This is a genomic window from uncultured Sphingomonas sp. (assembly GCF_964021865.1).
In the GTDB taxonomy this organism is placed as follows: Bacteria; Pseudomonadota; Alphaproteobacteria; order Sphingomonadales; family Sphingomonadaceae; genus Sphingomonas.
The window spans coordinates 1-18,930 of sequence record NZ_CAXIAM010000061.1; the positions used below are offsets into that span (position 1 = coordinate 1).

Sequence of the window (18,930 nt, forward strand, 5' to 3'; positions counted from 1 at the left end):
ACGACGGCGTGGATGCGCGCGATCAGTTCTTCGCGGTGGAACGGCTTGGTGACGTAATCGTCGGCGCCGAAGCCGAAGCTGCGCACCTTTGAATCCATTTCGTTGATGCCGCTGAGGATCAACACCGGGGTCTGGACCCGGGCGACGCGCAGCTTCTTGAGCACGTCGTAACCATGCATGTCGGGCAGGTTCAGGTCCAGAAGGATGATGTCGTAATCGTAGAGCTTGCCCAGATCGAGGCCTTCTTCACCTAGATCAGTATTGTAGACGTTGAAGCCTTCGGTCGACAGCATCAACTCGATGGCCTTGGCGGTGGTCGGCTCGTCCTCGATCAGCAGCACGCGCATCGGCAATTCCCCGGTTGTCGGTGGCGAAATGCCGTCGCCGGCCACGCCTGTCTGGTTCGTTTACCAAACTGCCTCTGAAGCATAAAGGTTAACTGCCACTTAAATTGAGTGTTCCCTTTTTTCACTTTGCTTGTCGACGTTCGGTTCACGCGGTGTCCCCATCGCTGTGAAAAGCGTGCGCTCGCGCGAGCGAGGAATGTCTTCGCCGAGCATTTCGCGCAGATACAGGCTGCGCACCAGCGTGAAGCTGACGACCAGAATGCCGCCCGAAAAGAACAGCCCGAACAAGCCGAACACTGCGCCGGTGCCGATGATCGCGAACAGGCTGAGCGCCGGCGGGATCGCAACGACTCGGCTGGTGACGAACGGCGTCACGAAATTGGTCTGGATGATTCGCACCGCCGCGAACACGCCCAGCGCCCACAGCAATTGATCGGTGCCCGCCGTCGCGGCGAGCCCCAGCGCGGGCAGCATCGCCGCCACCGGGCCGACATAGGGGATAAACTCGCTGAGCCCGGTCAGCAGCCCCAGCATCGCAGGGGAGGGGACACCTGCCGCCCATAGCCCGAGCCCGACCATCGTCCCCATCGCGGTCATCTGGATCAATTGCGCGCGCAGCCACAGCAGCAGCGTGGAGCCGACATCCCCCAGCGCATCTTCCATCGCGGCGCGGCGCGATGGCGGCACCAGCAGAAGCACGCCGCGCTCGTAGATCTTCGGATCGACCGCGAAGAAGATCGCCCCGAACAGCACCAGCACGGTGTTGAGCAGCAATTGTCCGGCGCCGCGGACGATCTCGCCGATATCCTGCGCCACCCGGCTGCCCGCAAACGCCGCGCGCACCGCGTCGACCACCTTCGCGCCGACCGGGCTTTGCGACATATATGCCTGGAACTGGTCCAGCAGCCCCGGCAGGGCGAGCACCAAAGTGTTCACCTGCGCGCGGAATTCGACCCCGAACAGCCAGAACAGCAATGCGAGGAAGCCCAGCAGCGTCAGGATCGCCGCGGTCATCGCGCGTTTGGTGCCCAGATGCGCGCGGGTCGCGTAAAGCTCGGCGATCGCATGGATCACGATCGCGATCAGCACCGATCCGAACGCCAGGATCAGCAGGTGTCGCGCAAGATAAAGCGCCGCGACCAGCGCCACGATCACCACGATCCACAGCACGCGACGGATGAAGCGAGCGTCCGACTCGTCGGGGGTGAGGCGATTCATGCGGGGCGGGCGGACCGTTTCACAGGCGGCACAACGCACCTGTGCCAAAAAAGGCGCGTGGCGCGCGAAGGAAATCCGTTCAGCGTGGCAGCAGCGCCACGCCGGGTGTCCAGCGCAGCAGCGCGTCATACTCCTGCGGCGGGTCGGGCAGAATCGCGCGTGCGACGAGCGCCGGCGCGACGAGCAGCAACGCCACGGCCATGATCGCGCCCCGCGACGGCGACCGCGCCAGAAGGATCGCGGCCAGCGCCGTCGCGATCATTGGCCATAGATGATAGCGCAGATCGGCCGCGATCGAGATCGCCGCGAAGCTCGTCTCCAGCGCCAGCGCCGAGGCGAGCAGCCCGAGCGCCAGCCGGCGGGTGGGGCCGGGACGTGCCTGCCGTGCCGCGACCAGCAGCAAGCCCGCGGCCGCGAGCCAGGCGAACGGCCATCCGAGCGGAGTCCGGGTTGCGAGCCCGGCGAGCGTTCGCCACGCGCCCGCCGCTGCGCCAGGCGTGGCGATACCGTAAGCGTTCGGTTCGCCGGCCGTCGGCGGCTCCGCGCCGGGAAGGCGCATGGGGACGAGCCAGCGCTCGGTCATGTTCAGATGCGCGGCGCGTTGCGCGAGATAGGCAATGGGGTGGCGCAGCGCCTCGCGGGCAAGCTGGCGATATAGCGTGCCGGTGGAAAGCCGCCTGAGCGGCATCAGTGCAGCAGCGCAGGCGGGGGTGTCCTCGAGCGGATCCCAGAAATAGGGCGTGACGCAGTGATGCGCGCGCAGCGTCGCGCCGGTTTCGGCGGGCAGACCCGCGATCGCCGCGCCCGGCGTGCGGGCCGCGATGCCGGCGAGGTCGTAGCGCGGCTGGGTGGTGGCGACGTCGCTGCGCTGCGTGCGGAGCACGCGGTGATTGATGGCGCCCGACAGCGCAAGCGCGGCGACGACGATGCCGAGCGCGGCCCCGATCCGCGCCGCAAGGCGCTCGATCGGCAAAAGCGCGACGATCAGTGGCGCGAGCGCGAAGACCGCGTTCGCGCGGACCAGCAGGGCATAAGCGAAGAGCATGCCCGCGGTGGCCGCGATCGCGGGGGGTATCGGCAGATCGCGGAGGCGATAGCGTGCGATCAGCCCGGTAGCGGCAAGCCCGGCGCCGACCAGTTGCGCGTCCTTGAGCACGACGCCCTGCCAGCCGAGCAGCGGCGGAAGCAGCCCCACCGCAAGGGCCGCCCAGCCGGCGCGGGGGCGCCCCAGGCGGGCGAGCGCGTCGGCGATCAGCGCGAGGCCCAGCCAATAACCGGCGAGCTGCAGCGTCAGCAGCGGTGCGGTGCCGTGCCCGAGCGGCAACAGCGCCTGCCACAGCCGCGCCATGACCGGCGGGTGCCAATCGTCGACCTGCCCGGAGATGGCCTGCTCATACTGGCGCAGCGTGTCGAATTCGGCATAGCCGGGCCAGAAGAGCGCGAGTGATAGTGCGAAGAGCAGCGTGGCGGCGATCAGGTGCGAATGGAGCCTCGCGGTGGAGTCGTCCGGTTTCGTCCTCATCGTGCGGGGAACGTCCGTCATTGCGAGCGTAGCGAAGCAATCCAGGGCGTCTTGATCCAGCCCTGGGTTGCTTCGCTACGCTCGCAATGACGAGAAGTGGTTTTCAGCCGGGACTCTCCAACCGACCTGTCGAGGATGGGCGGTGCGTAGCTGACGCGGCCATTTCAACAGCCTTGTTACCGCGGCGGAAGCGGGGCCCCGGATCAAGTCCGGGGCGCCGCGACCGTGCTGACCTCAGAAGTGAACCGCGCGGCCGTAGGCGCCGAGGACGCTCTCGTGCATCATCTCGCTGAGCGTCGGGTGCGCGAACACCGTCTCCATCAGCTCATGCTCGGTGGTTTCGAGCTGGCGCGCGACGACATAGCCCTGGATCAGCTCGGTCACTTCCGCGCCGACCATGTGCGCGCCGAGCAGTTCGCCGGTCTTGGCATCGAACACGGTCTTGATGAAGCCGTCGGCCTCGCCGAGCGCGATCGCCTTGCCGTTGCCGATGAAGGGGAATTTGCCGACCTTGATGTCGCGGCCGGCGTCCTTGGCCTTGGCCTCGGTCAGTCCGACGCTCGCCACCTGCGGGCGGCTGTAGGTGCAGCCGGGGATGTTCCACGTCTCGAACGGATGCGGATTGCCGCCGGCCAGCTTCTCGACGCAGATGATGCCCTCGTGGCTCGCCTTGTGCGCCAGCCACGGCGCGCCGGTGACGTCGCCGATCGCATAGATGCCCTCGACGTTCGTGCGTCCGAAGCCGTCGACCTTGATGTGGCCGCGCTCGGTGGCGACGCCCAGCTTCTCCAGCCCGATCTCCTCGGTGTTCGGGACGATGCCGATCGCGACGATGACGTGGCTATAGTCTTCGGTCGTCGACTTGCCGTCCTTACCCTTGATCGTCGCCTTTACGCCGTCCGCCGCGGTGTCGATCTTCTCGACGCCGGCGCCGGTGATGATCTTGATCCCGTCCTTGGTCAGCCGCTTCTCCATGAAGGCGCTGACTTCCTCATCCTCGACCGGCAGGATGCGCGGCAGCATCTCGACGATCGTCACGTCCGCGCCCATGTCGTTGTAGAAGCTCGCGAACTCGACGCCGATCGCGCCCGACCCGATCACCAGCAGCTTGGTCGGCATCACCTCGGGCACCATCGCGTGGCGATAGGTCCAGATGCGCTTGCCGTCGGCCTTGGCGAACGGCAGGTCGCGGGCGCGCGCGCCGGTCGCGACCAGGATATGCTTTGCCTCAAGATCGACGGTCCCGTTGCCTTGCTTGACCGACAGCTTGCCCTTGGCCGTGATCGAGCCGAAGCCCTCGACCACGGTGATCTTGTTCTTCTTCATCAGGCCCTTGACGCCGGCATTGAGCTGCCCGGAAACCTTGCGGCTGCGGTCGACGATCTTGGCGAGATCGAAGCCGATGTTCTCGGCCTTGAGCCCGTAATCACCCGCATGGGTCATGTAATGGTAGATTTCGGACGTGCGCAGCAGCGCCTTGGTCGGGATGCAGCCCCAGTTGAGGCAGATCCCGCCCAGCCGCTCGCGCTCGACGATCGCGACCTTCAGGCCGAGCTGTGCGCCACGGATCGCGGCGACATAGCCGCCGGGGCCGGAGCCGAGAACGATAAGGTCGTAGGTGTCAGCCATGTAACCACTCCCGGGCCGCAGCCCTTGTTGTCACCACGGGCGCAGCGGCCCGAAAAACTCTTACGCCGCCGGCGGCACTTCGCGCGGACGGCGATCCTCGTCGATCGCGACGAAGGTGAAGCGCGCTTCGGTTACCTTGCGCGATTCCTCGCCGTGCCGGTCGCGCGCCCAGCTTTCGACCTGGATCGCGATCGAGGTGCGCCCGATCTTCTCGATCTGCGCATAGACCGATACCTCGTCGCCGACATGGACGGGCGCGTGGAACTGCATTCCGTCCATCGCGATCGTCACCGCCCGCCCGCGCGAGCGGCGCGCGGCGGTGAGCCCGGCGGCCGAGTCCATCAGGCTCATCAGCCAGCCGCCGAAGATGTCGCCATAGGCGTTGGCGTCGGCGGGCATCGCGGTGACGCGGATCGTGGGCGCGCGATCAGGGGGCGTGGCGGTCATGCGGTTTCTCCTTCACGGCGTACACGCCAGATGTCGCGCGCGCCCAGCACGCCGACCGCGACCAGCGTCGCCCCGCCGACCAACCAGATCGTCGTGGCGCCCTGCGGATAGCTCCATGCCGCGCCCTTGAAGACCAGCGCGGTCACGCCGAGCGACAGCGCGCTCCATCCGATCTCGCGCTTCTCCGCCGACATTTGCATCTGCGCCACGCGCACCCGCCTCAGGCGAGCATCGCCAGCGGGTTCTCGACCAGGTCGCGGAACGCTTGCATCAGCTGCGCGCCGTCCGCGCCGTCGATCGCGCGGTGGTCGAAGCTGCCCGTCGCCGACATGATCGACGCGACGCCGAGCGTGCCGTCAGCCAGCACCCACGGGCGCTTCTCGCCCGCGCCGACCGCCAGGATCATGCCCTGCGGCGGGTTGATGACCGCCTCGAACTGCTTGATCCCGAACATACCCATGTTGCTGATCGACGCGGTGCCGCCGGTGAATTCCTCCGGCCTCAGCTTCTTGTCGCGGGCGCGCGCGGCGAGGTCCTTCATGCGCGTCGAGATGCTCGACAGCGAGGCGGTGTCGGCCTCGGTGATGACCGGGGTAATGAGCCCGTCCGGCGTGGACACCGCGACCGAAATGTCGGCGCGCTGGAAGCTGACGAGCTGGTCCGGGGTGAACATCACGTTGCACTTCGGCACCTGCACCAACGCAACGGCGAGCGCCTTGATGAGCAGGTCGTTGACCGACAGCTTCACGCCGCGCGACTCGAGCCCGGCGTTCAATTCGCCACGCAGCTTCAGCAGCTTGTCGAGCTGCACGTCGACCGTGAGGTAGATGTGCGGGACCTGCTGCTTCGATTCGGTCAGGCGGCGCGCAATCGTCTTGCGCATGTTGGTGAGCTTGGTCAGCTCGTGTGGGATATCGGGCACCTGCGCCGGGGTCGGTGCGGGGGCGGCGCTCGCGGCGGGCGCTGGGCTGCTCGCCGCGGCGGTCGGTGCCGGTGCCTTGCCTGCTTGCGCACCGTCGATATCGGCCTTGACGATCCGGCCGTTCGGGCCGCTGCCCTTCACGCCCGACAGGTCGACGCCCTTGTCGGCGGCGAGGCGGCGTGCGAGCGGGCTCGCCTTGACGCGGTCACCGTCCTGGCGCGCTGGCGCGGGCGTGGGATCGGCGGGCTTGCCGTGATCGCGGACGTCTTCCTTGGCGGGCTGCGCCTCGGTGCCGGTCTTGTTCGGGTCGGCGGGCGAGGGCTTGGGCTCGCTTTCCTTCGCGGCGGGGGCAGGAGTGCTCTCACCTTCTTCCTCGCCATCGGCGAGCAGCAGCGCGATGACCGTACCGACCTTCACGCCGTCAGACCCTTCGGCGACCGCGATCTTGGAGATGACGCCCTCGTCGACCGCCTCGAACTCCATCGTCGCCTTGTCGGTCTCGATTTCGGCCATGATGTCGCCGGCCTTGACGGTGTCGCCTTCCTTCACGAGCCATTTGGCCAGCGTGCCCTCCTCCATCGTCGGCGACAGGGCAGGCATCTTGATTTCGATCGGCATCGTGATCCTCGAGAGGCTCGTGGGACAGGCGCCCGTCTCTTGCGGACGCGCGCCGTATGGTCAAGCCCGCCGCCTTGCCCCATGTGCTTGGCGCGGGCGAGCGCGGCGGATACACCGGGCGGACAAGGGGGCCTTGATGCGCATCTATCTGACCGTGATCGACGATACGCCCGAGGCGCTGATCGCGCTGCGCTTCGCGGCGCGGCGGGCGGTGAAGACCGGTGGCGGGGTGGAAATCCTCGCCCTGCTGCCGCCGCAGGAGTTCATCCCGTTCGGCGGGGTGCAGGCGACGATCGAGGACGAGCAGCAGCGCCATGCCGAGGGGCTGGTGGCGCGCGCGGCGGGCACGTTGCTGGAGGAATCGGGGGTGCATCCGTCGATCACGGTGCGCAGCGGCGACGGGCCGAAGGTGATCCGCGCGATGATCGCGGAAAATCCGCAGATCGCCGCGCTGGTGCTGGGGGCGGCCGCCGACGGCGCGCCCGGTGCGCTGGTCGCCCATTTCGCGGCGGATGTCGGCACGCTGCCGGTGCCGCTGATGATCGTGCCCGGCGGATTGTCGGCCGAGGCGATCGACCGGCTGAGTTGATCGCAATCGCTTGAGCGCACGTGATTCCATTGCCACAAGCGGGGCATGAACCATCGCCTGTTGCTCGCCGCCGCCCCGCTGCTCCTCGCCACCCCCGTCGCAGCGCGCGAGGCGCCGTCGCAAGCCCGGCAACGCGCGACGGTCGAGAAGCTGGTGTCGTTCGGCACGCGTCACTCGCTGTCCTCGGCGACCGACCCGAAGCGCGGGATCGGCGCAGCGCGCACTTGGGTGGCGGGCGAGTTCGCATCGCTGTCGCGTGCGTGCGGCGGGTGCATCGCGACCGAGCGGCTGTCGCGGCGCTTTGTCGGCCCGCGCGCGCCCGACGGCGTGGTGATCGAGGACGTGCTCGGAGTCCAGAAGGGCAGCGACCCCAATCGTTACATCATCGTCGGTGCGCACATCGACAGCCGCGTCACCGACGTGATGAACGCCACCAGCGATGCGCCCGGCGCGAACGACGACGCGAGCGGCGTCGCGCTGGTGCTGGAGGCGGCGCGCATCCTGTCGAAAGAGAAATTTGCGGCGAACATCGTCTATGTCGCCTTTTCCGGCGAGGAACAGGGATTGTGGGGCGCGACCCTGCTCGCCGAGACCGCAAAGGCGCGCGGGTGGCAGGTCGATGCGATGCTCAACAACGATATCGTCGGCAATACGGTCGGGCAGGGCGGGGTGACGATCGACGGCTATGTCCGCGTCTTCTCCGAAGGAATTCGCAGCAGCGAATCGCTCGCCGAGGCGATCGAGCGGCGCGGCGTCGGCGGCGAGGATGACGGCCCGAGCCGCGCGTTGGCTAAGGCGATCGACGGCATCGCGGGCACGCTGCCCGGCGGGTTCGGGGTGTTCGTCGACCGCCGCCCCGATCGCTTCGGGCGCGGCGGCGATCACGAGCCGTTCCTGAAGCAAGGCTATCCGGCGGTGCGCTTCTCGGTCGCGGCGGAAAATTGGGATCGCCAGCATCAGGACGTGCGCACCGAGAACGGGCGCGTCTATGCCGACACGATCGAGGGGATGGACTTCCCGTATCTGGCGAAGGTCACCGCGATCAACGTGGCGACGATCGCGCGGCTCGCCGCCGCGCCCGCCGCGCCGCCGGTCGCGTCGATCTCCGGCGCGTTGTCGTACGACACAAAGGTGACGTGGACCGCGGTGCCGGGGGCGGCGCGCTACAAGATCTACTGGCGGCGCGCCGACGCGGCGGCGTGGACGCAATCGCGCGAGGCGACCGGCACCAGCCTCGACGTCGCGGGCGTGCCGGTCGACGACCATTTCTTCGGGGTCGCGGCGGTCGGCGCGACTGGCGCGGAGAGCCTCGTGACGTTCGCGGGGCGCGAGAAGAAGTAGTCGTCCCTCACTGCGAGCGTCGTCACGCGATGCAGGCGCGGATCAGGACGCCCCGGATCGCTTCGCTACGCTCGCGATGACGATTAGAGCCGCGCCGCCAGCAGCTCCATCAGCGTTTCGCACCCGCGCGCGTCCTCTTCATCGAATCGCGCCGGCGACGGGCTGTCGAGGTCGAGGACGCCGAGCAGCGCGCCGTCGCGGACGATCGGCACCACCAGTTCCGAGCGGCTCGCCGCGTCGCACGCGATATGGCCCGGAAAGGCGTGGACGTCGGCGACCAATTGCGTCCGCCGTTCCGCCGCCGCCGTGCCACATACGCCTTTGCCCAGCGGGATGCGGATGCACGCCGCCTTGCCCTGGAACGGCCCCAGCACCAGCTCGCCGTCGACGAGACGATAGAAGCCCGACCAGTTCAGGTCCGGCAGATACTGTGCGATCAACGCGGCGGCGTTGGCCATGTTGGCAATACCATCGGGCTCTCCGGCGGTCAGCGCGTCCAGCGCCCCCAGCAGCTCGCGGTACAGCGCCGGCTTCGATTCGGCTGCGATGTGGAAGTCGTACATGCGCGTCGAGGTAGGCGCTGACGGGTGGCTGCGCCAGAGGGAGTGCATCGCGGGACGAGTCGAAATTAGGATGCTGGTAAATGAAGTAAACAGGAAGTAACCAGCATCCTTGAAGCGGTCCCCTAAGTATTCTAACGCTTAACGAAAATAAACTAGAAGTATTAGATTATGTTAGGGTTTTGTCGCTAATCATGTCTCTACAGCGCGGCACCGGCCGTGCCGGTCGAAAACAGCGTTCAAGATGAACTTTGGTTCACGGAGCGCCAACAACGCCAGGGACTATGATGAAGAAAATCGTCATTTCGGGCGCCATGATCCTGGCTGCCTCTACCGCTTATGCCGCGATCATTCCGTCCAGCTTGCTCAAGGCGCTTGCCGGCAAGGTGACGGTCATCGCGGCGCCGACGACCGTGAAGCTGAGCGGCGTGCTGCCGACGTCGATCACGTCGGCGGTCAAGACCGCCGCGATCGAGCCGGTGAAGGGTGCCGTGCAGACCGGCCTGCTGCCGGGACAAGGTCAGCTTGAGAAGATCGCGTCGAACTTCGACGTCAACAAGTATATCGTTCCGGCGTGGGGCACCGGTGAGATCCCGGCAAAGGGAACCGAGGGTGTCGGCGCGTTCCGCTTCCACTGCAGCGCCGGTGACGTGAAGCGTGACGATCCGATCGTCTATCCGGGGCAGCCGGGCAAGAGCCACCTGCACCAATTCTTCGGCAACACCGGCGCCAACGCCTATTCAACCTATGCAAGCCTGCGTACCTCCGGTGAAAGCACCTGCTCGAACAAGCTGAACCGTTCGGCTTACTGGATTCCGGCGATGCTTAACGGCAAGGGCAAGGTCGTGCGCCCCGATTATGTCGTGATCTACTACAAGGCCTTGGCCGAGGACGATCCCGAGTGTCAGAAGATTGGCAAGGCCTGCGTCGTGTTGCCGCGCGGTCTGCGTTACGTCTTCGGCTACAACATGACGAGCGGGAAGAGCGAAGGCTTCTATTTCAGCTGTGACGGCCCGACAGCGGTTTCGGGACATTATCCCGATCTCGTGACGGCCGCGAAAAATTGCCCGGTCGGCAACCGCATCGGCGCGATCATCGCATCGCCGACGTGCTGGGACGGCAAGAACCTGAACAGTGCCGATCACCGCAGCCATGTCGGCTATCCGCAGTGGAACAACATGGGCCAGCAGCGTTGCCCCGCTAACCTTCCGTACCTGATCCCGATGTTCTCGCTGGCGGCCTGGTACACGGTCGACGAGGATCTGGACCGGTCCGGCGAGTGGACGCCGGGGATGTCGACGTGGTCGCTGGCGTCCGACACCATGCCGGGCATGGCACCCATGCGCCCGGGTTCGACCTTCCACGCCGACTGGATGGGCGCATGGGACGACGACGTGCTGAAGATGTGGTTCGATCATTGCATCAACAAGGTGCTAAGCTGCAACGGCGGCGATCTGGGCAACGGCAAGCAGCTGGCCTTCGACCCGAACTTCGATTGGGTCGCCAAGCCGCGGTTGGTCGACGTTCCCGCCGCCTGATCCCTCGACGGTCGTGAAGAAGAACCGGTCGCACCGATGGTGCGGCCGGTTCTTCGCATTTATGGAGCAGGCATGGCCCGCGTTCCCGTCACCCGTACGATCAGCATCGACACCGATCTGATCGAGGAGAGCTTCACCCGTTCGGGTGGGGCAGGGGGGCAGCATGTCAACACGACCGACTCGGCGGTGCTGCTGCGGTTCGACGTGGCGCGGTCCGATCTGCCCGAGCGGGTAAAGCTGCGGCTGGCGGAACTGGCGGGGTCGCGGATGACGCGCGACGGCGTGCTGACGCTGCGCAGCGAGGGCTCGCGGTCACAGCACATCAACCGCGCCGAGGTGCGCGAGCGGTTGCTGGCGCTGGTGCGCGAGGCGACGGTGGTGCAGGCCAAGCGCCGCGCGACCAAGCCGACCCGCGCGTCGCAGGTGCGGCGGGTGGATGCGAAGAAGGGGCGCTCCGCGGTGAAGTCGGGGCGGAAGAAGCCGGGGTTCGATTGAGGTGTGGTCGACGTTTCGGCTCGGACACGCGTATCGCTCACCGTCCCGGTCTTGATCCGGGATGACGGAAAAGGGCAAGTGAGCAGTCACCGCCGCTTGGTCGAGGATCGTGGCAGTGTTGCCGAGTGGCGGGGTTTGGTGGAGAGCGGTCATGCGCTTGCTGCGCCGGGAGTGCACCGATATTCCCTCCCGATGGACACCGTCTTTGATCTTTGGTTCACCCGCGAATAAGATCATCGCGAGGACACGGAGCTTCATATCGGCATCTATGCATCCGAGCGGGAAGCCTTGGCCGCGGTTGAGGCGCTCAGAGAGAAGTCTGGCTTTTCCGATTATCCCGACGGCTTTAATGTCATTCCCACAAAGCTCGGGCTGACCGGCTGGCAAGATGGTTTTGTGACGAGCATCGGACCGCCGCCGAAAGACGCGGCTGGAGAGGCATTCGACCTTCCTGCGTGGTTGCAATGAATGCCCGAAGCTGGGCGGCAGCGGACAGGTCGCGAGCGCCGCTCGCGGATGTTGTCATCGTGCTGGCAAATCGATCTTCACCGGACCGGTTGGGCCTTGAACAGGGGTGAGCAGGAATATCGCGGCGCTGACCAAGCCGATCGCGCCCGAAACATACTTGCGTCTGCCGAGGTCGATTACCGCCTTGGTCAAGCAATATATGGCCGCAACAAAAGCCGCTAAGCTCCAAAGCACGAATGTCCACATGCGCGTAGGCTAAGACCTCATGCGAACGGCGGCAACGCTCTTGATCTGGCCGGAAGCAGTCATCGCCTCCGAGCACGGCGACTAACTACCAACCCTCTCAACCCGCCGCGAACCCCAGCGCGCTGAACCGCTCCGGCCACGGCGCTTCCGCCGCAATGTCCGGCTTGCCGGGACGGACTAGCGACAGTGCGATCGCGTGGAGCATCATGCCGCCGTCATGCTTGGTGCCATAGACCGGATCGCCGGTGACCGGGACGCCCAGCCCCTCGCGCGCGTGGACGCGGATCTGGTGGGTGCGGCCGGTCGCCGGGCGGAACTCGACCAACGCGCGGCCGTCGTTGATCGCGAGCAGTCGCCAGTCGGTACGCGCCGCCTTGCCGCGCGGATCGCGCGTCATCCGCCAGCCTTCCTCAGCGGTCGAAACCTTGCCGAGCGGCAGATCGATCGTGCCATCCTCGCCCTCGGGAACGCCATCGAGGATCGCGACATAGCGCTTGGACACCTCGCCACGCTCGAACGCTTGCTGGAACCGTGCGTGTGCCTTGGGGTTGCGCGACAGCAGCAGGCATCCGCTCGTGTCCCGGTCGAGGCGGTGGACCGCGACCGGCCAGCGCCGGAACCCGAAGGTGAGCGACGCGAGATGATTTTCGAGGCTGAGGCCCCCGTCGCGGGGCGGATCGACCGGCAGCCCGGCGGGCTTGTCGATCACCAGGGCCTCGCCATCGAGGAAAAGAACATGCTGACCCAACATGGCGCGGCTCTTGCCAGTTGCCGCGCGGCATGGCCAGAGGGCGCGGTGCGACTTCCGACGATCCTTGCCGCCATGGCTGCGCTGGCCTCCACGCCCGTCCAGGCGCAATTGTGCGATGGTCGACGCGTGCCGACGTCTGCCGATGGCCGTGTCTTGGGGCATCTTCCTTATGGCGACGCTGCGCCCGACGCGCTGGTCCCCGTGCCGTCGGCGCTGTCGGTCAATCCCTGCGTGCTGCGACGCGAGGTGCTGCCCGATCTGCAACGGCTGATCGAGGCAGCGGCGCGCGATCCGGCGGCGGGCGGTCAGGTGCTCGCGCTGTCGTGCCACCGGTCGATCACCTATCAGGAGGCGGTGTTTTGTCGCGAGGGGCAGACCGATGCGGCGCAGCGCGCGCTGTCGGTCGCGCCGCCGGGGCATAGCGAGCACGCAACCGGATTCGCGCTCGACTTCGCGTTCCGCCCGCGCCGCAACGATTGTCCGGACGCCGAGGCATGCGTCGCGGCGACGCCGGCGTTTCGCTGGCTGGTGAAGAATGCGGCGCGCTATGGGTTCGAGATGTCGTTCCCGGCGGGCAATCGCCAGCGCGTGAAATGGGAGCCGTGGCACTGGCGCTGGGTCGGTGCGAGCGCGAAGGCACCGGGGGCGGCGCGGGCGCGGGCGTTGTTTGCGGCGGCGCGGGTGCGCTACCCGGCCGATCCGGCGGTGTTGCGCGATCCGGTGGTGATCGCGCAGATTGCGCCGCCGCCGGTGTATCTCGGAGCGATCGCGCCGCCGGAGTGTCGCAAGGGGAAATGCAGGGTGGCGCGGGTGAAGAAGCGGTAGAAGTAGTAAAGTTGTCGTCCCGGACTTGATCCGGGACCCCGCTTTTCCTTCCAGACACGAAAAGAAGAAGCGGGGTCCCGGGGCAAGCCCGGGACGACGATGAAGGCTTTTTACGCCGTCAGCTTCGCGGCGGTTTCGGCGATGCGCTTGCCCTGGTAGCGTGCGCCGTCCAGTTCGACCGCCGAGGGCTGGCGGCTGCCGTCGCCATCGGCCAGCGTGCTCGCGCCGTAGGGCGTGCCGCCCTTGACCTCGTCGACGCCCATCTGTCCCTGGAAGCCATAGTCGAGCCCGACGATCGTCATCCCGTGGTGGAGCAGGTTGGTGAGGATCGAGAACAACGTCGTCTCCTGCCCGCCGTGCTGGCTGGCGGTCGACGTGAACGCGCCGCCGACCTTGCCAACCAGCGCACCCTTCATCCACAGCCCGCCGGTCGTGTCCCAGAACGCCGCCATCTGGCTCGGCATCCGGCCGTAGCGGGTCGGCGCGCCGACGACGATCGCGTCATAGTTCGCGAGCGCGTCCGGGCCCTCGATCTCGGGATGCGCGGTGTCGGTCTTGAAACCGGCCGCCTTGACGATCTCGGCGGGGGCGGTTTCGGCGACGCGGCGGATATCGACCTCCGCGCCGCCGCTGCGCGCACCCTCGGCGATAGCGTCGGCCATCTTCTCGATATGGCCGTAGGACGAATAATAAAGCACGAGCACCTTGGTCATGGTCGTCAGCTCCTTTCAGAAGGTCAGTTGGCGTCGACGAGCACCAGTTCGGCCTCGTCGATCGCGGTGATGGTGATGGTGCGGCCGCCGGTGATCGCGACGCCGTCGCGCGCCGCGAAGCGCTGGCCGTCGATCTCGATCGCGCCGGTCGCGGGGACCAGATAGGCGTGGCGGCCCTCGCCGACCTCATGCGTCAGCGTCTCGCCCGCCGCCAGCGTCGCCGCCAGCACGCGCGCCTCGGCGCGGATCGGCAGCGCCGCGCCTGCGCCGGTCACATCGGCTTCGAAGCCGCTGGCGAGCGTCACGAACTTGCCGGTCCGGTCGCCCTTCGGGAACGGCTTGGCGCCCCAGCTCGGCGCGCCGCCGCTGCGGGTCGGCTCGATCCAGATCTGGAACAGCGTCGTCGGCTCGCTCTCGAGATTGTATTCGGCATGGCGGACGCCCGATCCCGCGCTCATCACCTGCACGTCACCCGCCTCGGTACGGCCGGTGTTGCCGAGCGAGTCCTGATGCGTGATCGCGCCTTTGCGGACATAGGTGATGATCTCCATGTCGCGATGCGGATGCGGGGGAAAGCCGCTGTTCGGGGCGATCGTGTCGTCGTTCCAGACGCGGATCGCGCCCCAGCTCATGCGCGCCGGATCGTGGTAATTCGCGAACGAGAAATGGTGACGTGCGTCGAGCCAGCCGTGATTGGCGTGGCCCAGCGTTTCGAAGGCGCGACGCTCGATGCCGGCGGAGCGGGTAAGGGTGGCGGTGTCGGTCATGATGAACCTCCATTTCGTTGCCACCAAGCTAGGGAGCCGGGACGCGCTCCAAAACAGAAACGATTGAAACGGATCGTTTCGCGACGTAGATTGCAGCCCATGAGGCTCCCCGATTTCGAGGCCTGGGCGATCTTCGCCGCGGTGGCCGAGCACCGGTCGTTCAGCGGCGCGGCGGATGCGATCGGGTTGAGCAAGGCGACGGTGTCCAAGGCAGTGTCGCGGCTGGAAGCGCATTTGGGGGTATCGCTGTTCCATCGCACCTCGCGACGATTGGCGTTGACCGAGGCAGGCGCTCCGTTGGCCGACCATGCCGCGCGGATCGTCGCCGAGGCGCAGGCCGCCGAGGAAGCGGCACGGATCGGCGCCAGCGTGCCGAGCGGGCGCATACGGCTGGCCGCGCCGATGACGTTCGGAGTGAAGAACGTTGCGCCGTTGATCGCCGACTTCCTGCGCGACCATCCGCAGATCGAGATCGAGCTGCACCTGTCCGACGCGCGGGTCGATATCGTCGCGGAGGGGTTCGATGTCGCGCTGCGCATCGCCGACCTGCCCGACAGTTCGCTGCGCGCGCGGCGTTTGTGCTCGATCGCGACGCATCTGGTCGCCGCGCCATCGTATCTGGCGGCGCACGGCACCCCGACCCATGCGGCGCAGCTCGGCGAGCATCGGCTGCTCGGCTACACCAATATCACCGGGCCGTGGCGTTTCCGCGGGGCCGGGGGGACGGAGGTGTCGGTGCGCGCGGCAGGGCCGCTGGCGGCGAACAGCGGCGAGGCGCTCGTCCCCGCGCTCGAGGCCGGGCTCGGCATCGCACGGCTGCCGGGCTTTATCATCGGCGAGGCGCTGGCGGCGGGGCGGGTGGTCGAGATCCTCCACGATTGGGCACCGGCGCCGATCGGGCTGCACCTGCTCACCCCGCCCAGCGCGCTGCGCCCGGCGCGCGTCGATGCGCTGATCGCGTTCCTGAGCGCCCGCCTGCGCGATTGAACCGTTCAGGTCGCCTGCGCTTTTCTGGTCCGAGGAGAAGCCGATGACCGACGATCACGACGACATTGCGAAGAACTTTGCCGAGGCGGTCAACATGGCACCGGCCGAGCTGGAAAGGTTTCTCGACAGCGACGACAGCAAGCGTGTCGGCTGGAAGGGCGGCGACGGGAAGGGATCGGGCGAAAGCGTCGGTCACGAATCGGGGCGGCGGATCGTCGCGATCAAGCGCAAGAAGAAGGCCGATCTCACCGATGACGATTATGCGCACATGAGAAAGGTCATCGGCTATGTGCATCGCCATCTGGCGCAGGGTGGTCCGACGAAGGACAAGGAGCACTCGGACTGGCGCTATTCCTTGATGAACTGGGGACACGATCCCTTGAAATGATTGGCCTCGGCGATGCGTGCGACCGGGCGGCCAAAGGGCAGTCGCTCGCGCATCTCGCGCCCCGTCAGCACCAGGCCGGCGGTCATCAGGAACGCGCCGACGAAGGCGCCGCCGGTCAGGTGAAGCAGGAAGGTGGCATAGGATAGCAGCGAGCCGATCGTCACCAGCCGCACGATCCAGAAGGCGCGCGGCGTCGGCCGCAGGAAGACGTAGGCGGCGGCCAAAAGGTCGGCCATGAAGAAATAGCGGTTGTGCATCTTGGGCAGCAGGTACGGCACCACGATGGCCCCCATCAGCGCCACCAGCACCACGTCCTCGGGCGTGGCCAGATGATGCCGCGTCCGCCACGCCAGCGCGATCGTCGCACCGGCGGCGGCGAGCATCCCGACCGCAACCCCAAGTGGATAGGGGATGGTGACCAACGCGCGCAGGATCTGCCAGATGTTGGGCACCGATCGCGCAAGGTCGTGGTAATGATCCGCCTGCCCGAGATAGAGCAGCGCGAGATCGATCGCCGGTCGGCCGGCGAGCCATGCCGGCAGCATCGCGGTGGCATAGGCCGCAGGAATGATCGCCAGCGTCCACCAGCGCGCGCGTCCGGCCAGCAGCATCGCGAGCACGAGCGGCGCGATGAACACCCCCTGCAGCTTGAACGACAACGCCGCGCCGACCGCGGCCATCGCCAGCACCGGCCGCTGCCGGATGAAGGCTGCAACCGCGAGGATCGCGCAACTGGTATAAAGCGCGTCGCACTGTCCCCAGACCGGACCGTTCGCAACCACGGTGGGTGCGATCAGGGTCAACGCCGCGCCCGACAGCGCCTGGCGGCGCGGGAGCCGCGTCGCCAGCAGCGTGTACATCGTCCCTGCCAGGATCAGCGTGCCGGCAATCGACACCAGCTTGATCGCGGGCACCACGCCGATCACCGGCGCCGTCCAGCTCCCCAGCGCCAGCAGGTAGAGATACGGCGGCGCATATTCGGAAAAGTTGTCGCCCAGCGCGGCGAACCGTCCGTGATCGAGCAGGTATTGCGTCCACGGTATCAGGTAGTTGCGGATGTCGCCGTTCATCAGCGGCAGGCATGCGACATAGAGCAGCGTAGCGCCGATCAAGAGTGCAGCGAAATCGCGATCGCGAAAGGCGCGCGCCTGCGCCATGACATTCGGCATCGCGTATCCTGCTAACCCATGTAAGCTCGTGCGCGTCGTAAACGGTTGCGTGGCGGCGGCAAGCGCCGATGCTACGCACCGTGGCGATTGACCGATGGGGCGAGCGTGCGTATAGCGCGCCGGTCCGGGAGGAGGCGACTCCGCCGGGCAGCTTGAACATTGCTGGATGCATCAAGGGCCATCCGGTCGCCGCCCAAGCGGCGGCGCCGCGGCTCCTTTTCGTATTCCAAGTCTTGTTTTAGGGCTCCAGCAAAGTAACCTATCGGAAAGGTGAAGGCTTCAATGCCGACGATCAACCAGCTGGTCCGCAAGGGCCGCGACCCGCAGAAGGCCAAGAGCAAGGTCCCTGCGATGGAGCAGAACCCGCAGAAGCGCGGCGTCTGCACCCGCGTCTATACGACGACCCCGAAGAAGCCGAACTCGGCTCTGCGCAAGGTGGCCAAGGTTCGCCTGACCAACCAGCGCGAAGTCATCAGCTACATCCCGGGCGAAGGCCACAACCTGCAGGAACACAGCGTCGTGCTGATCCGCGGCGGCCGTGTGCGCGACCTTCCCGGCGTGCGCTACCACGTGCTGCGCGGCGTTCTCGACACGCAGGGTGTGAAGGATCGCAAGCAGTCCCGCTCGAAGTACGGCGCGAAGCGTCCGAAGTAAGCCGGTCGGGCCTCTCCTGAGGCTCCTCGACCACCAAAGGCTGAAGTTTTGTAAGGAAATACGAGAATGGCTCGTCGTCGTCGTCCCGAAAAGCGGGAAATCCTGCCGGACCCCAAGTTCGGAGATGTGGTCCTGTCGAAGTTCATGAATTCGGTCATGCTGGACGGTAAGAAGTCCGTGGCCGAAGCTATCGTGTACGGTGCTCTGGAAACCGTCGAGACTCGCGCCAAGCGCGATCCGATCGGCGTGTTCCACGATGCGCTGAACAACATCAAGCCGGGCATCGAAGTCCGTTCGCGCCGCGTCGGCGGTGCGACCTACCAGGTTCCGGTCGAAGTCCGTCCGGAGCGTGCGCAGGCGCTGGCGATCCGCTGGCTGATCACTGCTGCGCGTGCGCGCAGCGAGAACACGATGTCGGCGCGCCTGTCGGGCGAGCTGCTCGACGCGTCGAACAACCGTGGCAACGCGGTGAAGAAGCGCGAGGACACGCACCGCATGGCGGAAGCGAACCGCGCCTTCTCGCACTACCGCTGGTAACACCGGCGATGCGGACGCGACCTGTCTTGGAAGCGTCTCAAATCTGACCTATATCGTGGGGAGCCGGCCGATGCGCTGCGCTCCCCACATTTGCTCAAGGAAGCCCGTTCATGGCCCGCAGCCATCCGCTCGAACTCTACCGTAACATCGGCATCATGGCGCACATCGACGCCGGCAAGACGACGACGACCGAGCGTAT

The 18,930-nt window shown here is 66.8% G+C and carries 23 protein-coding genes; 11 read left to right on the top strand and 12 right to left on the bottom strand.

The window, feature by feature from the left end:
- From AADI75_RS13770 to AADI75_RS13800, 7 genes are all read right to left on the bottom strand, one after another.
- Positions 1-347, bottom strand: a 347-nt coding sequence (locus AADI75_RS13770; protein WP_341209601.1) for a response regulator, incomplete at its 3' end; no start/stop codon positions are given.
- A gap of 99 nt (positions 348-446) precedes the next feature.
- Complete coding sequence (locus tag AADI75_RS13775; protein ID WP_341209581.1) at positions 447-1,565, bottom strand: AI-2E family transporter; 1,119 nt, start codon at positions 1,563-1,565, stop codon at positions 447-449.
- A gap of 79 nt (positions 1,566-1,644) precedes the next feature.
- Entirely contained in the window at positions 1,645-3,087 is a 1,443-nt protein-coding gene (locus AADI75_RS13780; protein ID WP_341209582.1) for a hypothetical protein, read from the bottom strand.
- A 234-nt stretch (positions 3,088-3,321) separates the two neighbouring features.
- Positions 3,322-4,716, bottom strand: a complete 1,395-nt coding sequence (gene lpdA / locus AADI75_RS13785) for a dihydrolipoyl dehydrogenase (protein WP_341209583.1) — start codon at positions 4,714-4,716, stop codon at positions 3,322-3,324.
- Positions 4,717-4,776: 60 nt separating this feature from the next.
- Positions 4,777-5,163: an acyl-CoA thioesterase gene (locus AADI75_RS13790; protein WP_341209584.1), complete on the bottom strand. Its 387-nt coding sequence runs from the start codon at positions 5,161-5,163 to the stop codon at positions 4,777-4,779.
- Positions 5,160-5,372, bottom strand: a complete 213-nt coding sequence (locus AADI75_RS13795) for a hypothetical protein (RefSeq protein WP_341209585.1) — start codon at positions 5,370-5,372, stop codon at positions 5,160-5,162. Before AADI75_RS13795 ends, AADI75_RS13790 begins: the two co-directional genes overlap by 4 nt.
- An 11-nt stretch (positions 5,373-5,383) precedes the next feature.
- Positions 5,384-6,703 (bottom strand): pyruvate dehydrogenase complex dihydrolipoamide acetyltransferase, encoded by a 1,320-nt coding sequence (locus AADI75_RS13800; protein ID WP_341209586.1) that lies wholly within the window; start codon positions 6,701-6,703, stop codon positions 5,384-5,386.
- Between the two features lie 136 nt (positions 6,704-6,839).
- On the opposite strand from AADI75_RS13800, the gene AADI75_RS13805 reads away from it, so the two are divergent.
- Together AADI75_RS13805 and AADI75_RS13810 are read left to right on the top strand one after the other, a co-directional pair.
- Complete coding sequence (locus tag AADI75_RS13805; protein ID WP_341209587.1) at positions 6,840-7,292, top strand: universal stress protein; 453 nt, start codon at positions 6,840-6,842, stop codon at positions 7,290-7,292.
- Between the two features lie 45 nt (positions 7,293-7,337).
- The gene (locus tag AADI75_RS13810; RefSeq protein ID WP_341209588.1) at positions 7,338-8,633 is read left to right on the top strand and encodes a M20/M25/M40 family metallo-hydrolase; all 1,296 of its coding nucleotides are present in this window, start codon (positions 7,338-7,340) and stop codon (positions 8,631-8,633) included.
- An 83-nt stretch (positions 8,634-8,716) separates the two neighbouring features.
- Here AADI75_RS13810 and AADI75_RS13815 read toward each other — a convergent pair whose 3' ends face one another.
- On the bottom strand, positions 8,717-9,196 hold the full coding sequence (locus AADI75_RS13815) for a GAF domain-containing protein (RefSeq protein ID WP_341209589.1): 480 nt from the start codon (positions 9,194-9,196) through the stop codon (positions 8,717-8,719).
- A gap of 284 nt (positions 9,197-9,480) precedes the next feature.
- Between AADI75_RS13815 and AADI75_RS13820 the strand changes: the two genes are divergently transcribed.
- The 3 genes from AADI75_RS13820 to AADI75_RS13830 all read left to right on the top strand — a co-directional run bounded on the left by AADI75_RS13820 (position 9,481) and on the right by AADI75_RS13830 (position 11,694).
- Positions 9,481-10,731, top strand: a complete 1,251-nt coding sequence (locus tag AADI75_RS13820) for a DUF1996 domain-containing protein (protein ID WP_341209590.1) — start codon at positions 9,481-9,483, stop codon at positions 10,729-10,731.
- Between the two features lie 72 nt (positions 10,732-10,803).
- A complete protein-coding gene (gene arfB / locus AADI75_RS13825; RefSeq protein WP_341209591.1) occupies positions 10,804-11,226 on the top strand; it encodes an alternative ribosome rescue aminoacyl-tRNA hydrolase ArfB in 423 nt (140 codons plus the stop codon).
- Positions 11,227-11,514: 288 nt separating this feature from the next.
- Positions 11,515-11,694 carry a hypothetical protein gene (locus tag AADI75_RS13830; protein ID WP_341209592.1) on the top strand — a complete coding sequence of 60 codons (180 nt, stop codon included), beginning with the start codon at positions 11,515-11,517 and terminating at the stop codon, positions 11,692-11,694.
- A gap of 343 nt (positions 11,695-12,037) precedes the next feature.
- On the opposite strand, the gene AADI75_RS13835 is transcribed toward AADI75_RS13830, so the two are convergent.
- The gene (locus tag AADI75_RS13835) at positions 12,038-12,691 is read right to left on the bottom strand and encodes an RNA pseudouridine synthase (RefSeq protein WP_341209593.1); all 654 of its coding nucleotides are present in this window, start codon (positions 12,689-12,691) and stop codon (positions 12,038-12,040) included.
- Here AADI75_RS13835 and AADI75_RS13840 point away from each other — a divergent pair.
- Positions 12,677-13,516, top strand: coding sequence for a M15 family metallopeptidase (locus AADI75_RS13840; RefSeq protein ID WP_341209594.1), 840 nt, complete (start codon positions 12,677-12,679; stop codon positions 13,514-13,516). The genes AADI75_RS13835 and AADI75_RS13840 overlap by 15 nt on opposite strands.
- 110 nt (positions 13,517-13,626) lie before the next feature.
- On the opposite strand, the gene wrbA is transcribed toward AADI75_RS13840, so the two are convergent.
- Complete coding sequence (gene wrbA, locus AADI75_RS13845; RefSeq protein WP_341209595.1) at positions 13,627-14,229, bottom strand: NAD(P)H:quinone oxidoreductase; 603 nt, start codon at positions 14,227-14,229, stop codon at positions 13,627-13,629.
- A 23-nt stretch (positions 14,230-14,252) separates the two neighbouring features.
- Positions 14,253-14,996, bottom strand: coding sequence for a pirin family protein (locus AADI75_RS13850; protein ID WP_341209596.1), 744 nt, complete (start codon positions 14,994-14,996; stop codon positions 14,253-14,255).
- A gap of 99 nt (positions 14,997-15,095) precedes the next feature.
- Between AADI75_RS13850 and AADI75_RS13855 the strand changes: the two genes are divergently transcribed.
- Both AADI75_RS13855 and AADI75_RS13860 read left to right on the top strand, forming a co-directional pair.
- On the top strand, positions 15,096-15,983 hold the full coding sequence (locus tag AADI75_RS13855) for a LysR family transcriptional regulator (protein WP_341209597.1): 888 nt from the start codon (positions 15,096-15,098) through the stop codon (positions 15,981-15,983).
- Between the two features lie 43 nt (positions 15,984-16,026).
- Positions 16,027-16,371, top strand: a complete 345-nt coding sequence (locus AADI75_RS13860; protein ID WP_341209598.1) for a DUF3140 domain-containing protein — start codon at positions 16,027-16,029, stop codon at positions 16,369-16,371.
- Here the strand turns inward: AADI75_RS13860 and AADI75_RS13865 are convergent.
- Entirely contained in the window at positions 16,332-17,540 is a 1,209-nt protein-coding gene (locus tag AADI75_RS13865; RefSeq protein ID WP_341209599.1) for a hypothetical protein, read from the bottom strand. The two genes, AADI75_RS13860 and AADI75_RS13865, sit on opposite strands and share 40 nt — an antisense overlap.
- Before the next feature lie 282 nt (positions 17,541-17,822).
- Between AADI75_RS13865 and rpsL the strand changes: the two genes are divergently transcribed.
- The 3 genes from rpsL to AADI75_RS13880 all read left to right on the top strand — a co-directional run.
- Positions 17,823-18,194 (top strand): 30S ribosomal protein S12, encoded by a 372-nt coding sequence (gene rpsL / locus AADI75_RS13870; RefSeq protein ID WP_022691828.1) that lies wholly within the window; start codon positions 17,823-17,825, stop codon positions 18,192-18,194.
- 66 nt (positions 18,195-18,260) lie between these two features.
- A complete protein-coding gene (gene rpsG, locus AADI75_RS13875; RefSeq protein ID WP_341209600.1) occupies positions 18,261-18,731 on the top strand; it encodes a 30S ribosomal protein S7 in 471 nt (156 codons plus the stop codon).
- Positions 18,732-18,841: 110 nt separating this feature from the next.
- The coding region (locus tag AADI75_RS13880) for a GTP-binding protein (RefSeq protein WP_341209602.1) at positions 18,842-18,930 on the top strand (89 nt) is incomplete at its 3' end.

Bases quoted from the DNA above. Each gene is read 5' to 3' on its own strand.
- rpsL (WP_022691828.1), top strand. From the start codon at position 17,823: ATGCCGACGATCAACCAGCTGGTCCGCAAGGGCCGCGACCCGCAGAAG.
- lpdA (WP_341209583.1), bottom strand. From the start codon at position 4,716: ATGGCTGACACCTACGACCTTATCGTTCTCGGCTCCGGCCCCGGCGGC.
- AADI75_RS13790 (WP_341209584.1), bottom strand. From the start codon at position 5,163: ATGACCGCCACGCCCCCTGATCGCGCGCCCACGATCCGCGTCACCGCG.
- AADI75_RS13860 (WP_341209598.1), top strand. From the start codon at position 16,027: ATGACCGACGATCACGACGACATTGCGAAGAACTTTGCCGAGGCGGTC.
- arfB (WP_341209591.1), top strand. From the start codon at position 10,804: ATGGCCCGCGTTCCCGTCACCCGTACGATCAGCATCGACACCGATCTG.
- AADI75_RS13820 (WP_341209590.1), top strand. From the start codon at position 9,481: ATGAAGAAAATCGTCATTTCGGGCGCCATGATCCTGGCTGCCTCTACC.
- AADI75_RS13815 (WP_341209589.1), bottom strand. From the start codon at position 9,196: ATGTACGACTTCCACATCGCAGCCGAATCGAAGCCGGCGCTGTACCGC.
- AADI75_RS13805 (WP_341209587.1), top strand. From the start codon at position 6,840: ATGCGCATCTATCTGACCGTGATCGACGATACGCCCGAGGCGCTGATC.
- AADI75_RS13865 (WP_341209599.1), bottom strand. From the start codon at position 17,540: ATGCCGAATGTCATGGCGCAGGCGCGCGCCTTTCGCGATCGCGATTTC.
- AADI75_RS13780 (WP_341209582.1), bottom strand. From the start codon at position 3,087: ATGAGGACGAAACCGGACGACTCCACCGCGAGGCTCCATTCGCACCTG.
- AADI75_RS13835 (WP_341209593.1), bottom strand. From the start codon at position 12,691: ATGTTGGGTCAGCATGTTCTTTTCCTCGATGGCGAGGCCCTGGTGATC.
- AADI75_RS13855 (WP_341209597.1), top strand. From the start codon at position 15,096: ATGAGGCTCCCCGATTTCGAGGCCTGGGCGATCTTCGCCGCGGTGGCC.
- rpsG (WP_341209600.1), top strand. From the start codon at position 18,261: ATGGCTCGTCGTCGTCGTCCCGAAAAGCGGGAAATCCTGCCGGACCCC.
- AADI75_RS13775 (WP_341209581.1), bottom strand. From the start codon at position 1,565: ATGAATCGCCTCACCCCCGACGAGTCGGACGCTCGCTTCATCCGTCGC.
- wrbA (WP_341209595.1), bottom strand. From the start codon at position 14,229: ATGACCAAGGTGCTCGTGCTTTATTATTCGTCCTACGGCCATATCGAG.
- AADI75_RS13840 (WP_341209594.1), top strand. From the start codon at position 12,677: ATGCTGACCCAACATGGCGCGGCTCTTGCCAGTTGCCGCGCGGCATGG.
- AADI75_RS13850 (WP_341209596.1), bottom strand. From the start codon at position 14,996: ATGACCGACACCGCCACCCTTACCCGCTCCGCCGGCATCGAGCGTCGC.
- AADI75_RS13800 (WP_341209586.1), bottom strand. From the start codon at position 6,703: ATGCCGATCGAAATCAAGATGCCTGCCCTGTCGCCGACGATGGAGGAG.
- AADI75_RS13810 (WP_341209588.1), top strand. From the start codon at position 7,338: ATGAACCATCGCCTGTTGCTCGCCGCCGCCCCGCTGCTCCTCGCCACC.